We start from the raw sequence: 14,780 nt of genomic DNA on the forward strand, positions 1-14,780 counted from the left end.
ACTATTAGACAAATATCTGCTTTTTCCTGCTAATTTTTTAAATTAACGGCAGCTTTTATGAAGTCGCTAAAGAGTGGATGCGGCTTATTGGGTCGAGATTTGAATTCCGGATGAAACTGAGTTGCTAAAAACCACGGATGGTCTTTAAGCTCTATTATTTCGACAAATTTATCATCCGGCGATATACCTGATAACACTAAACCAAAATTTGTAACGACTTTTCGATAATCGTTATTGAACTCGTAGCGGTGGCGGTGCCGTTCGCTTATAAGTTCTTTGCCGTATGCCGCCATGGCTATGGTATTTTCGGCAACTCTGCAGGGATAGCTGCCTAAGCGCATGGCGCCCTTCACATTAAGTGATTTTTCTTCCGGCGGAAAATCTATGACGGCATGAGGGGTTTCAGGATTTATTTCGGTGGAATGGGCATCTTTCAAACCGCATACATTTCGCGCAAACTCTATTATTGCACACTGCATACCTATGCCTATGCCAAAAAACGGAATTTTGTTTTCTCTGGCATATTCAACGGTTTTTATCATACCCTCTATGCCCCGCTCGCCAAAGCCTCCCGGAACTATTATTCCATCTATATCACAAAAAACCGATGACAGCTCTTCGCTTTCCTGTTCAAGTTCTTCCGAATGAACCCATTTGATGTTAACCTTGGCATCATTGGCTGCGCCGCCGTGGCAAAGCGCCTCAACCACACTAAGGTATGCATCATGCAGTTCCACATATTTGCCTACCAGGGCTATGTTCACTTGCTTTAAAGGATTTTTTATCCTCTGCACAATCTCTACCCATTCGGAAAGATGGGCTTTTCTGCCGTCTACGCCTAGCTTTTTTGCAACTATCTCATCAAGGCCTTCATCTTTAAGTATGAGAGGCACTTCATAGATGGTTTCGGCATCATAGTTCTGGATGACGCATTCCGACTCAACATTACAAAACAGTGCAATCTTTTCTTTTAAATCTTTGGGTATGGCATATTCCGAGCGACAGACGATGATATCCGGCTGGATACCGATACTCCGAAGCTCTTTTACACTATGTTGGGTTGGTTTTGTCTTTAGTTCACCGGCTGTAGAAATGTAAGGGACAAGCGTTACATGAATGTAGAGCACATTGTCGCGCCCCACATCTGTCTTCATCTGTCTTATAGCTTCCAAAAACGGAAGACCTTCAATATCGCCGACAGTGCCGCCGATTTCGGTAATGACCACATCGGCTTTGGATTCTTCGCCAACGCGAATTATCCGTTCTTTTATCTCGTTGGTTATATGTGGAATGACCTGCACCGTTTTACCGTGATACTTGCCCTGCCGTTCTTTGTTTATTACCGTCCAGTAAATTCCTCCTGTGGTTATATCACTGTTTTTGGTAAGACTCACATCAATGAAGCGTTCATAATGGCCTAAATCAAGGTCGGCTTCTGCCCCGTCATCGGTTACATAAACCTCACCATGCTGATAGGGGCTCATTGTTCCCGGATCCACATTAATATAGGGGTCACATTTCTGCATAGTGACAGATAGACCCCTACTTTTTAAAAGGCGCCCCAGCGAGGCCGCCGTTATACCTTTGCCTAGGGAAGATACTACTCCTCCCGTAACAAATATATATTTGGTTGACATAAATAAATCCCCCTTGATATTTATCCGTGCATGAAAAATCTCATACACTTTATTTTAGCCATCAAAAAGGGTGATTGTCAATAGTATGGAGTTTTTATTTTATCAGTTTGTTTACAACTTCAAGCATGGGTTTAATACAATGTTGGTTATGCTTGCGGGATTGGTAATTTTTATTTCAAATATATGTCACTGATTTCATAATTCCATGTAACTATATCAATACTTGGATTTTATTATGTATTTTGCCCATTTAAAAATAAAAAATCCCCCGAATGACTTTTATCCATCGGGGGGATATTTCTTTGTAACACTTGGATTGAATAAAAAGGAACCGTCCCCAATTATTCACCAATTATTCACTCGTAATTTAGAACTACAATACGATTCTGATTGTCAAGGGTTTCGGGGGTTATCTCTATGGTATTGGAATCCAGGTGCTCTACATCACCCATCTTCTCTACGAACTTATCCACCGGATCTATGGGCATGCTGACAGCCGGTGTTCTAAAATGCATGGGAATGGTAATCTTGGGGGAAAGCTGTTCTATTAATGCAGCAGCTCCATCGGCATCCAGGGTAAAGGTTCCTCCTACCGGAATCAGGAGTACATCCACATCGCCGATTTCTTCTATCTGGGTTTTTGAAAGTAAATGCCCCAGATCTCCTACATGGCATACTCTAATACCATCGATCTCAAAAGTGTAGATTATGTTGGGACCTCGCTTGGCTCCCTTGGCTTCATCATGAAAAGCCGGGATACCCTTTATACTTATACCGCTTATAGCACATTCACCTGTAGATTTTACAATCTCCGGGTCTCCTTGAATTCCCTCCACATAATTATGGTCATAATGGTCATGACTTACGGTTACTATATCTGCTTCAACCATCGGTATCTTATAGCCCACACTTCCGTCGAATGGGTCGGTAACTATCTTAGTGCCATCTTTTGATTCCAAAAGAAAACAGGAATGGCCGAACCACCGAATTTTCACGACTGGAAAACCTCCCTTTCATTCAAGGTTTTAGTTTATATATATCTCTATAAAAAAATATCCTAACTATAATATATTCTTGGTAAAAATTGAAATTCCTTCTTTGCACCGTTATTTTATCCATTTCTGCCAGTTCCAATTCTTGGATGAACCCTACATGCGATCCGGTGCACTGATTCCCAAAATCGCCAGTGCGTTTTTAATTACCTGCTGGACAGCCATTACCAGCAAAAGTCTGGCGGTTGTCAAATCTTGAGCATCTGTCAGCACTCGGCATTTATTATAAAAGGAATGAAATGCCGATGCCAGTTCTTGAGAGTATACGGTAATACGGTACGGAGCAAGATTATCGGCAGCAAGCTTTATTTCACCGGGAAAGTCGGCAAGTTTTTTAATGAGCTCTATTTCGGACTCCTCAATTAATAAGTCTGCATATTTATTCACATCATTTTGTGTAAGATTATTTACATTGGGTATATCTACTCCCTGTTCTTTTGCCTGCCTGAGTATGCTGGATATGCGGGCATGGGCGTATTGAACATAGTATACAGGATTGTCGTCAGATTGTTTTATAGCCAGATCTAGATCGAAGTCCAAGTGGGTATCGGCACTTCTAAGGTTAAAGAAAAACCTTGCGGCATCTTTTCCCACTTCTTCTACAATGTCGGCTAAGGTAACGGCCCGACCGGTGCGTTTGGACATACGAGCTATCTCGCCATTGCGGTAAAGCCTGACCAGTTGCATTATGATGACCGTAAGCTTGTCCGGGTCATAGCCCAAGGCTTCAAGCGCTCCCTTCATTCTGGCTATATGGCCATGATGGTCTGCTCCCCAAATATTTATTACCCAGTCAAATCCTCTGTCAAATTTATTCTTATGATAAGCTATGTCAGATGCAAAATATGTAGGTAAGCCGTTTGCCCTTATCAATACCTCATCCTTTGCTTCTCCGAACTGTGAAGCTTTAAACCAAAGGGCACCATCCTTTTTATAGGTGTAGCCCCTGTCTGTCAAAATCTTTATAACCTCATTTACCTTTCCGCTGTCGTGCAGGCTCTGTTCTGAAAACCATACATCAAAATGAACTCCAAAGTTTTCCAAATCCTTTTTCATACGCTCTATATTTTTCTTGAGTGCATATTTAATAAAGTAGGCTCTGCGGGCGGGAGAGTCCATATATAAAAACCTGTCGCCTTCCTGCTCAATCAAGTCTTTCATATGTTCTATTATGTCTTCACCGTGATAGCCGCCTTCGGGGATTTCGCCATGTTTGCCCATCAGCTCGAGATAACGGGCTTCCAATGAAAGGCCGAAGTTTTCAATCTGATTGCCGGCATCATTTATATAGAACTCCTTTGTTACATCAAATCCTACCATTTCTAAGATTGATGCCAAAGCATCACCTAATGCCGCGCCCCTGGCATTGCCCATGTGCATAGGACCGGTGGGGTTTGCGCTTACAAATTCCACCTGAACTTTTTTACCTTCACCTATGTTGCAGCGCCCGAAATCGCTGCCATATTTTAGTACATCCGAAATCACTGCATTAGCCCAAGCAGGCACTAGGTAAAAATTGACAAATCCCGGGCCTGCAACCTCTATTTTTTCAATTAAGTTGCTATGTGTAGTATCAATTCTTTCTGCAATAACCTCTCCGATTTTTCTTGGGGGCATTTTAGCTTCCCTTGCCAAAATCATGGCAATGTTTGTGGCAAAATCTCCATGCCCCTCGTCCTGAGGAACTTCAATATGAAAATCAGGTATGTCCTTAATCGGCAAAGCCCCATCGTCAATGGCTTTATTTAAGGCAGATATTACAATGTCCATTAATTTCTGCTGAACTTGTGTCTTTAAGTCCTTCATAAGATCCTCCTACTAAAAAATGTTTCACGTAACGTTGCTGTCGTTTTACGTAAGTAAATTCTACCACTCAAAAATTTTAATTGCAACAATTATCGTTTTTTGCCGCCACCGTCCCTACGGGCTCTCTGGACTAAAGCTTCGGCTCGGATGCGAGCTGTTTCAATTTCTACATCCTTTGGTTTGCGGCCAACCTGCTTTTTGAACTCCTTTATAAACAGCTCTAAAAATTTATCCATCTTTTCGTTGCCTGTTATGCCCCAGTCTTTATAATTTTCTTCAATATAATCCACTATATCCGCAGTTATGTCCATGATGATTTTAAAGCGGCGGTTTTTTGCATATATGTTTACGCCATAGCCTAGTATGAGTGCGATTAAAGGCTCCATTACCGCTTCATTTGTTATCACATTTATTATCATTTTAAGCCATCCCAAATCCATAAAAATCCCCCTCTCTTGTTTATATTATGCGCGAGGGGGGGATTAGTGCACTTATTATTTTTTTCGACTGCCGGGTTTTATTATAGGTAAGTTTTTTTTGCACAGCGGACATTCTTCAGGATCATAGGACTCTACCTGCAGCTTTAAGAGATAATGCGCAGGCACACCAAAGTCCACCTTACCGCCGCTTCTGTCAACCAGTGCTGCTACGGCAGCTACTTCGCCGCCCAGCTCTTTTATAAGTGATATGACCTCTTTTACTGAACCGCCGGTAGTAACTACATCCTCAACTACAAGTATTCTTTCACCGGGCTTTACGGTAAAACCGCGGCGAAGCGCCATTTTGCCTTCTTCCCTTTCGGTAAAAATAGCACGGGCATTAAGCTGTCTTCCCATTTCATAGGAAATTATTATGCCGCCCATAGCCGGGCCAATTACCGTTTGAATGCCCAAATCCTTCACGTTTTCAGCCAACTTGACGCAGACTTGTTCCGTTGATTTAGGATACTGTAGGAGCTGGGCGCACTGCATGTATTTGTCGCTGTGGCGGCCGGAGGTCAAAAGAAAATGTCCGGTCTTGAGCACCCCTGTTTCATAAAATAGCTTTAAAATATCTTCATCTGTCATAAAAATTTCTCCCTTCAAGGCAATTATCATCTTATATACTATTGAAATAGCTTACTAAGGGCTTTGGCAGGGTCCGGTGCAGCGGTGACCGGGCGACCTACTACTATGTAGTCCGCGCCTTCGTCAAGGGCCTGAGCAGGAGTCATGACACGCTTTTGATCTCCCGTCGCAGCCCATGCAGGTCTTACTCCCGGTGTTACTATTAGGAAATCATCTCCTGCTGCCTCTCGTATGACGGATATTTCTTTAGGGGAGGCTACTACCCCGTCAAGGCCTGATTCCTTTGCCATAAGTGCCAGCGTTTTTACCTGTTCTGTCGGTGATTTATTTATATTTACAGCTGCCAAATCGTTCTCATCAAGACTTGTAAGGACAGTAATGGCAAGTAAAATCGGCTTTTGGGAAACATCTGCATTGTCCACTACCTCACGAGCCTTTCTCATCATCTGGCGCCCGCCGGAGGCATGCACATCAAGCATAAACGCACCGGTGCTCAAACATGCTTTTGCAGCACCGGCTACGGTATTCGGGATATCGTGCAGTTTCAAATCCAGGAAAACTTTACACCCTTCATTATTAATTTTTTTAACAATTTCAGGTCCCTGTGAACAGAAAAGTTCCAGTCCTACCTTAAAAACAGATACCTTGTCTTTTAAAAGTCTAACAATTTCCAAGGCTTTTTGTTCATCGGGGGTGTCCAGTGCTATGATGACCTTACTGTAATCATATGACATACGCTGTCTCCTTTCGAAATTTTAAATATTATATGGCTTATCCTCTTGCAGCACCTATTAAGTCTTGAAGGTTCCTGCCTTTCATGTCAAGATATGCCTTTATGCCTTCTATGATTTCAAGGGGAGCCGTAGGGTTTACAAAGTTGGCGGTACCTATGGCTACGGCCGAAGCTCCTGCCAGTATAAATTCTACCGCATCCTGCCATGTGGTTATGCCGCCCATGCCTATGACAGGTACATCCACCGCTTCACAGACTTCCCAGACCATGCGCAGTGCAACCGGTTTTACCGCAGGCCCGGACAGGCCTGCAAATTTGCGGCTAAATATGGGCTGCTGTGTATCGATATCAATTGCCATGCCCAGGAGGGTATTTATGAGGGAAATAGCATCGGCTCCGGCAGACACTGCGGCTTCGGCAATTTTCTGGATATGGGTGACATTTGGCGAAAGTTTGGCTATGATGGGAAGTCTTGTGGCTTCACGTACTGCTTTTATGACTTCAAAGGCACTTTCCGGTTCTTGCCCAAAGGCAAGACCTCCTTTTTCCACATTGGGGCAGGATATATTTACCTCCAGTGCTGCCAGGCCTTCAAGTGACGACAGCTTTTTTGCTGTTTTATGGTAGTCTTCCACAGTATCGCCGTCGATGTTGGCTATTACGGGTATGGCAAGTTCCGAAAGATGCGGCCACTCCTCCTCAATAAATCCTTGGACACCGGGATTTTCAAGACCCACGGAGTTCAGCATGCCTGCAGGTGTTTCATGAACCCTAGGGGGAGGATTGCCGTTTTTCGGCATAAATGTAAGGCCCTTTGTCACTAAGGCCCCCAGTTTATTTATATCGTAAAAATCGCTGTATTCTCTGCCGAAACCAAAAGTCCCCGAAGCTACCATGACGGGGTTTTTCATGTTTATGCCTGCTATATTGACACTAAGGTCCACATCATGTTTCATTTTTATTCTCCTTTAACACAGCTCTACTTCTCCGGCTTCAAATACCGGCCCGTCCTTGCAAACTTTTTTATATCCTTTTCTGGAAGATTTTACCGAACATCCTAAACATGCCCCTACGCCACAAGCCATATGCTCTTCCAAGGAAAGATATGCTCTGATGTTTTTACTTGCCGCAATCTCCTTTACCTTTATGAGCATGGGCTTAGGTCCACAGGAGTAGATTATGGGATCGGTTTTACCCATATGCTCCTGAAGGAGTCTTTCCAATATATCCGTTGGAAATCCTTTGTATCCATAGCTTCCATCATCTGTTGCAATTATTGTTTCTACTCCCGGAAATTTAAGGTATCCTTCACCGAATACTTCGCTTTTTGTAGTAAAGCCCAATACTGTGGTAACGCTGTTTTTATTTTTCGGCTCTGAAGCGATTTTTTTAGCAAGATATATGATTGGTGCCGTTCCAATCCCGCCGGCAACTATAATGCAGTGTGCATCTTTTTCCGGCAGGGGGAATCCGTTTCCCAAAGGTCCGATTACATCCAGCTTGTGACCGGTAAGAGTTTGGGAGAGGAGTCGGGTCCCCTCTCCCACCACCCTATATATTATTTCGACACAGCCTGTTTTCTCATCTGTATCAGCAATACTTATGGGCCTTCGCAGAAGAGGCGAAAGGGTTTTCCCGCAGCGGATGTGCAGGAATTGTCCGGGCACAGCCTTCTTGGCTATATCTAAAGCTTTTATCTTCATATGATAGATATTTGGAGCTATTTCCTTATTTTGTACAATATCTGCCAAGGCAGCAACAGTATTATTCAAAAAAATGCCCCTTTCTATGTTTAAATACTTTTTAATGAGAATGTCTGAGCTTAGGCACCTGCCGCCAGCGGTCGGCAGGAAACGGAGGTAGCTTCGATTACCTTATAGAGGGCGCGCGCCGTGTCCAGTGAGGTGATGCAGGGGATGCCGTCTTCGGCTGCCACCCTACGTATTTTGAAGCCATCTCTCTGGGGTGCTTTGCCCCGTGTAAGGGTGTTTATTATCATATCTATTTTGTTTTCCTTTATAAGGTCGATGATATTGGGAGAACCTTCTTCAACCTTGTTTACTACTTCAACCGAAACTCCCTGGGCTTTTAAGGCTTCGGCAGTGCCATTCGTAGCATATATCTTAAAGCCTAGTTCCCAGAACTTTTTCAGAAGTTTTACGGCCTCTTTCTTATCTCTGTCAGCAATAGTAGCAAGGATTGCTCCGTCTGTGGGAACGATGATTCCTGAAGCGGTAAATGCCTTATATAATGCCTTTTCAAAGGTTTTTTCCATGCCTAGGACTTCGCCAGTTGATTTCATTTCGGGGCCCAGAGAAGGTTCTACCATTCGCAGCTTCGAGAAGGAAAATACCGGTGCTTTTACAGCCACAAAATCAGGCCTGGGCGGAAGCAATCCGCCTTTATATCCCAGATTGGCAAGGTTTTCCCCCAATGCTATCTTGGTAGCGATGTTCACCATGGGAATCCGGGTAATTTTGCTCATATACGGAACTGTCCGGCTTGAGCGGGGGTTTACCTCTATTATATATACATTGTCATTTTCAACTACGAATTGAATATTTATTAAGCCTTTTACCGAAAGCCTAAGGGCAATCCGGGTAGTATAGTCTACAATTTTTTCTACGGCAGTGGGGCTTAACGTCTGATGTGGATATACGGCAATACTGTCGCCTGAGTGGATGCCTGCCCGCTCGATATGTTCCATTATTCCGGGTATCAGTACTTCCTTGCCGTCGCAAACCGCATCGACTTCTACCTCGGTACCTCCGATATATCGGTCTATGAGCACCGGCTTTTCGCTGGAGGCTTCTACGGCATTTTCCATGTAATTTTTAAGTTCTTTCATATTATATACTATTTCCATGGCTCTGCCGCCAAGGACGTAAGATGGCCTTACCAGCATGGGAAAACCTATTTCTCCGGCTTTAGCCAGAGCTTCTTCAACGCTCCTTGCGGCAGTGGCCTTCGGCCTGGGGATGCCTAATTCACTCAGTAAATCGTCAAATTTCTCTCGGTCTTCGGCCAAATCTATGGACTTTACATCGGTTCCTAAAATCCTTACACCGTAGCTTTCCAGTGTAGCTGCCAGGTTAATTGCAGTCTGACCGCCAAACTGCACGATAACTCCAAGGGGTTTTTCACGATCAATTATCGACAGTACATCTTCAATGTAAAGCGGCTCAAAATACAGGCAGTCTGCTGTGTTAAAATCCGTACTGACTGTTTCGGGATTGTTATTTATGATTACGGTCCTGTAGCCTGCCTCTTTTGCAGCCCAAACCGCATGCACAGAGCAGTAGTCGAACTCTATACCTTGACCGATGCGGATGGGACCAGAACCTAGGATGATTACTGAAGGCTCTACATCGGTATATGCTTTGTCATTGTCTTCAAATGATGAATAGAAATACGGTAAAGCCGCACTGGTTTTCGAAGGATGGGTGTTTACCGCTTTATAGGCAGGCAGGATATTATTCGCTTTCCGCTGAGCCTTTATCTGGCTTTCATCTTTACCTGTTAAATCTGCAATAAGTTTATCCGGAAACTGCATGGCTTTTGCCTTGCTTAAAAGCTGCGGCGAAAGCTCCTCTTCTTTTAACTTGTTTTCCATTTGAACTATATTTTTAATCTTTTCAAGGAAAAACTTATCTATTTTACTTAAATCTTGTATGGCATTTATGCTCATTCCTCGGCGAAAGCCTTCCGCCACTGCAAACAATCGCTCATCGGTAGCTTTTGCAATTTTCCTCTCTATTGTTTCTATATCTGCCTGTTTAAGGTTTTTCAGCGACAGGCCGATAAGACCCTGCTCCAAAGACCTGGCTGCTTTCATCAGAGCGCCTTCTAGATTTGTGTCTATTGACATGACTTCTCCGGTAGCCTTCATCTGAGTGCCGAGGAAGCGGTCAGCATAGTTAAATTTATCAAAAGGCCAGCGGGGCATCTTTACAACTACATAGTCTAGGGCGGGTTCGTAGCAGGCACTGCCGCCACCGTTGACAGGATTTTTTATTTCATCCAGACAAAGTCCTGCTGCAATCTTGGCAGTTATCTTTGCTATGGGATATCCTGATGCCTTGGAGGCCAACGCACTGGAACGGCTAACCCGAGGATTTACTTCTATTACATAGTAGTTTCCGGTTGTAGAATCCAAAGCATACTGAACATTGCACCCTCCTTCGATGCCCAATGCTCGAATTATCTTGAAAGAGGCAGCCTTGAGTTTGTTATACTCTGCATCGGTAAGGGTTTGTGAGGGCGCAACCACCACGCTGTCTCCTGTATGAATTCCTACGGGGTCAATGTTTTCCATATCGCAAATACATATGCACTGGTCTTTTCCATCCCGGATAACCTCAAACTCAATCTCTTTCATGCCCAGCAGACTTTTTTCCAAAAGAACCTGATGAATGCGACTGAGGCGAAGTCCATTGTAGGTTATTTCCATCAGTTCTTCCTCAGTGTTAGCTACACCTCCTCCGGTTCCTCCTAATGTATAGGCAGGCCGCACTATTAGCGGCAGACCCGCTTCTTTGGCAAAATTTCTGGCTTCTTCAAGACTGTGTACTATACGGCTGTCCGGCACCGGCTCGCCGATGTCTTCCATGAGCTTTTTAAACAGCTCCCGATCTTCAGCCTTTTTAATAGAGGTGAGGGGGGTTCCCAACAGCTTTACACCCTCCCGATCGAGAATCCCCTTTTCCGCAAGTTCCACCGCCAAATTAAGTCCAACTTGACCGCCCAATGTCGCAAGAAGCCCATCCGGCTTTTCACGGCGTATTACTTTAGCGGCAAATTCCGGTGTCAGCGGTTCTATATAAACCTTGTCGGCTATATGGGAATCCGTCATAATAGTAGCAGGATTGCTGTTAATCAGTACAACCTCCAAGCCTTCCTCCCTAAGGGATAGGCAGGCCTGAGTCCCTGCATAATCAAATTCCGCAGCTTGACCAATTATGATGGGGCCTGAACCGATAACCATTACTTTTTTTATGCTTTTATTTCTAGGCATGAGAAAATCTCCTTTCAAAAAAGCCGAACTTCATTTGTAGTATATTTATTCATTATATTGTATTTTAACACTGAATTATTCGGAAGGTCAAGCCTTTTTATGAATAATTATGCATAGCATCATCAGAATAAACTATTCTCCCATCGACCATTGTTAAAACTGCCTTGCCTGTTAGCCTCCAACCGTCAAAAGGAGTGTTTCTGCCTTTGGAGAAAAATTTATTTTTATCAACGGTCCATACCCGATTCGGATCTATAACGGTTATATCTGCAGGTGCTCCAATCTTTAATGTTCCCATATCAAGGCCTAAAACTTTCGCCGGGCCCAAGGTCATTTTCTCTATAGCAGCATTTAAACTCAAAACACCTTCTTTAACTACATGTGTCAATATCACGCCGAGAGCCGTTTCAAGTCCCACCATGCCAAAGGCCGCCTTGTCAAACTCCAGGTCTTTTTCGTCTATGTGGTGTGGGGCATGGTCGGTAGCTATGGCATCGATAGTGCCGTCCTTTAAGCCTTCAAGTAAGGCATCTATATCACTTTGGGTCCTCAGCGGAGGATTGACTTTTGCGTTTGTATCGTAGCCCATCACAGCTTTTTCGGTAAGTGTAAGATGATGTGGTGTCACTTCACAACTTACTTTTACTCCTTCACTTTTGGCCTGTCGTATCAGTCTTAATGAGCCTTCGGTGCTTACATGTGCTATGTGAACACGAGTCCCCATTTCCCTTGCAATCAGTATATTACGGGCTACCATGATTTCTTCGGCAGCTGCAGGAATTCCCGCAAGGCCCAGTAATGTTGAAATATAGCCTTCATTTATTTGACCGCCTTCAAACAGGAAAGGGTCTTCACAGTGGTCAATAATCACCTTATCAAACATAGAAGCATAAACCATTGCTTTTCGCATAAGGGCACTGTCAGCTATAGGCTTTCCGTCATCAGAAAATGCTACGGCACCGGCCTGAGCCATATCTCCCATTTCGGCAATTTCCTTACCCTCTTGACCCTTTGATACACATCCGATGGGAAGCAGTTTTATCTTGCCTGCTTTCGATGCCTTGGATTTTACATATTGTACCAAAGCCGCATTGTCAATGGGGGGATTGGTGTTTGGCATACATGCAACTGCCGTAAAGCCGCCGGCTGCGGCACTCATGCTGCCCGATTCGATATCTTCCTTGTATTCATAGCCGGGGTCCCTGAAATGTGCATGCATGTCGATGAGGCCGGGGGTGACTATCATCCCTGAAAGGTCAATTACTTTTGCATCACTTATTTCAATCTCGTCTTTGACAGCCGCAATGTGACCGTCAACTATGAGTACATCACCTGTAGTATCTGTGTTTTGGCTGGGATCTATAACTCTTGCTCCTTTTAAAAGTTTTTTCATTATCGGCTTCCTCCTATCAGGTGGTATAAAACAGCCATGCGAACGGCAACACCGCTTTTCACCTGCTCGTTTATGACCGACTGGCAGCCGTCAATTATCTCTGATGTAAGCTCGATTCCTCGATTTACAGGGCCCGGATGCAGTAAAATGGCATCTTTCTTGGCCAGGTCCAGCTTGTCTTTATTCAGGCCAAAGAATTTGCAGTATTCTCTCACCGTCGGAAACAGGCCTTTTTTCTGCCGTTCCAATTGTATTCGCAGTGCTATTACAACATCGGCATTTTCTACAGCTTCCTCTACGGTTGCTGCAAGTTTTGCTCCGGTCTTTTCTATGTCAACAGGCATCAATGTTGAAGGGCCTGCCACATATACATCTGAGCCCATTTTTGTAAATCCGAAAATATTGGAGCGTGCTACTCGGCTGTGGAGAATATCTCCAAAAATAGCTACTTTAAGCCCTGATAATGTGCCTTTTCTTTCCCTTACGGTCAGCATATCAAGCAGCGCCTGTGTAGGATGTTCGTGGGTGCCGTCACCGGCATTTATTACCGAAGCTTTAACATGGTTACACAGATAATTTGCCGCTCCCGATGAGCTGTGTCTAATAACTACTGCGTCGATGCCCATCATTTCCAAAGTTTTAGCGGTGTCTTTTAGGGTTTCACCCTTTTGCACACTGCTTGCGGATGATGTAAAATTAATGGTATCAGCGCTTAGATACTTGCCTGCCAATTCAAAGGATGTGCGGGTTCGAGTGCTTGGCTCATAGAAAAGGTTTACTATTGATTTTCCACGGAGTGTGGGAACTTTTTTTACATCCCTGTCCAGGATTTCTTTAAACGAATCGGCTGTGTCTAAGATTAGTTCAATATCGGATTTTTTAATATGCTCCAGTCCTAAAAGATGTTTTTCACTGAGCATAAAACGCCTCCTTCCTGATAATCCCCGTCAAAAATTAAGTTAAACGGTCCATAAATATGACTTATACTATTTTCTGCAGCTTGAGAGCAGATTATTATTACAAAAAACCCTGTCCGCAAGGGGCAGGGTTTTTAATAAGCAATGGAATTTTTAGGCACATTCTTAAGCGGGGATGTACAGCACTTTCAAAAAATGCCTTTTCCCACAGAGGCGGAAAAAGGCATTCTTATCCCAACTTATAAAAATGCGTCTAACCTTGCCGGCCTCGCTGGACCAGATTTAAAGGTGTTGCATTTGGCTTCGTTTATTTATTTTTTTAAATATACCACACGATGGTCCTGTTGTCAAATAAAAAATATTTATTGACTTTTCAAAAAAAGTGAAATATAATGCTTTAAATTAGTTTAGTTTAATAAAAATGTAAACGGGCCTTTCAGTGTGTTAACTTTCCATATTACATAACGCTTTTAAGAGCAGGAAATGGAGATGATTAAAATTAAAATAGGATTCTTGGGACCACATGGAACTTTTTCGGAGGAAGCTCTCGATAATTGGATAAATAAAAGCGGATTAGGTCCTGATTCATATGAAAAAATAGCATTTCCTACAATCATCGATGTTATAAATGCCGTCGGAAAGCAAATAGATATGGCTATCGTGCCCATTGAAAACTCTCTTGAAGGTTCCGTCAATATGACCATAGATTGTCTTATTCACGAAGCGGAGGTTATGATTGCCGGAGAGATAGTTTTACCAATCGTTCAGCATCTGTTTGCCAAAAAAAGCATACCCCTTGACGAAATAAGGGAGGTATATTCACATCCTCAGGCTCTTTTCCAGTGCCGCAAATTTTTAATGAAGAACTTGCCCCATGCTGTATTAAAAGAGGTATCGAGCACCGCCGAAGGTGCAAATACAGTTGCTAAAAGCCCCTCCTATGGCATTGCTGCAATAGGCAATCAATCCCTTTCTAAATTATACAATCTAACAGCGGTAGCTGAAAGCATACAGGATAGTCAAAATAATATGACGCGTTTTTATTTACTTTCAACAGAAGACAAACCGTCTACAGGTCATGACAAGACCACTCTTGTTTTTTCAACGGCAAATCGCCCCGGAAGCCTTTTTAAGTGTTTAAAGGTATTTGCACAACAGCAG

General features: G+C 43.5%; 13 protein-coding genes. 2 read left to right on the forward strand and 11 right to left on the reverse strand.

Annotated elements, in window-relative coordinates:
* Positions 1-29: 29 nt before the first annotated feature.
* The 11 genes from BUC45_RS10780 to BUC45_RS10830 all read right to left on the reverse strand — a co-directional run bounded on the left by BUC45_RS10780 (position 30) and on the right by BUC45_RS10830 (position 13,622).
* Complete coding sequence (locus BUC45_RS10780; protein WP_276791666.1) at positions 30-1,637, reverse strand: CTP synthase; 1,608 nt, start codon at positions 1,635-1,637, stop codon at positions 30-32.
* A gap of 356 nt (positions 1,638-1,993) precedes the next feature.
* Positions 1,994-2,632 carry an MBL fold metallo-hydrolase gene (locus BUC45_RS10785; RefSeq protein ID WP_296972287.1) on the reverse strand — a complete coding sequence of 213 codons (639 nt, stop codon included), beginning with the start codon at positions 2,630-2,632 and terminating at the stop codon, positions 1,994-1,996.
* A 153-nt stretch (positions 2,633-2,785) separates the two neighbouring features.
* Positions 2,786-4,495: an arginine--tRNA ligase gene (argS, locus tag BUC45_RS10790; RefSeq protein WP_296972289.1), complete on the reverse strand. Its 1,710-nt coding sequence runs from the start codon at positions 4,493-4,495 to the stop codon at positions 2,786-2,788.
* A gap of 89 nt (positions 4,496-4,584) precedes the next feature.
* Complete coding sequence (locus tag BUC45_RS10795; protein WP_013779480.1) at positions 4,585-4,935, reverse strand: hypothetical protein; 351 nt, start codon at positions 4,933-4,935, stop codon at positions 4,585-4,587.
* Positions 4,936-4,989: 54 nt separating this feature from the next.
* Positions 4,990-5,562 carry an orotate phosphoribosyltransferase gene (pyrE, locus tag BUC45_RS10800; protein WP_296972291.1) on the reverse strand — a complete coding sequence of 191 codons (573 nt, stop codon included), beginning with the start codon at positions 5,560-5,562 and terminating at the stop codon, positions 4,990-4,992.
* Between the two features lie 38 nt (positions 5,563-5,600).
* Positions 5,601-6,296 carry an orotidine-5'-phosphate decarboxylase gene (pyrF, locus tag BUC45_RS10805; protein ID WP_296972293.1) on the reverse strand — a complete coding sequence of 232 codons (696 nt, stop codon included), beginning with the start codon at positions 6,294-6,296 and terminating at the stop codon, positions 5,601-5,603.
* A gap of 37 nt (positions 6,297-6,333) precedes the next feature.
* On the reverse strand, positions 6,334-7,251 hold the full coding sequence (locus tag BUC45_RS10810; RefSeq protein ID WP_296972295.1) for a dihydroorotate dehydrogenase: 918 nt from the start codon (positions 7,249-7,251) through the stop codon (positions 6,334-6,336).
* Between the two features lie 12 nt (positions 7,252-7,263).
* Positions 7,264-8,067 carry a dihydroorotate dehydrogenase electron transfer subunit gene (locus BUC45_RS10815; protein WP_296972296.1) on the reverse strand — a complete coding sequence of 268 codons (804 nt, stop codon included), beginning with the start codon at positions 8,065-8,067 and terminating at the stop codon, positions 7,264-7,266.
* A 50-nt stretch (positions 8,068-8,117) separates the two neighbouring features.
* A complete protein-coding gene (gene carB / locus BUC45_RS10820) occupies positions 8,118-11,309 on the reverse strand; it encodes a carbamoyl-phosphate synthase large subunit (RefSeq protein ID WP_296972298.1) in 3,192 nt (1,063 codons plus the stop codon).
* Between the two features lie 97 nt (positions 11,310-11,406).
* Complete coding sequence (locus BUC45_RS10825) at positions 11,407-12,702, reverse strand: dihydroorotase (RefSeq protein ID WP_296972300.1); 1,296 nt, start codon at positions 12,700-12,702, stop codon at positions 11,407-11,409.
* Positions 12,702-13,622: an aspartate carbamoyltransferase catalytic subunit gene (locus BUC45_RS10830; RefSeq protein ID WP_296972302.1), complete on the reverse strand. Its 921-nt coding sequence runs from the start codon at positions 13,620-13,622 to the stop codon at positions 12,702-12,704. Before BUC45_RS10830 ends, BUC45_RS10825 begins: the two co-directional genes overlap by 1 nt.
* 141 nt (positions 13,623-13,763) lie before the next feature.
* Here BUC45_RS10830 and BUC45_RS10835 point away from each other — a divergent pair, with 141 nt between their 5' ends.
* Entirely contained in the window at positions 13,764-13,988 is a 225-nt protein-coding gene (locus BUC45_RS10835; RefSeq protein ID WP_276791686.1) for a hypothetical protein, read from the forward strand.
* A 120-nt stretch (positions 13,989-14,108) separates the two neighbouring features.
* Positions 14,109-14,780: prephenate dehydratase (gene pheA / locus BUC45_RS10840; RefSeq protein WP_296972306.1), on the forward strand; the 672-nt coding region annotated here is incomplete at its 3' end.

The sequence above is a fragment of the Tepidanaerobacter sp. EBM-38 genome, from assembly GCA_001896545.1.
Lineage (GTDB): Bacteria > Bacillota > Thermosediminibacteria > Thermosediminibacterales > Tepidanaerobacteraceae > Tepidanaerobacter.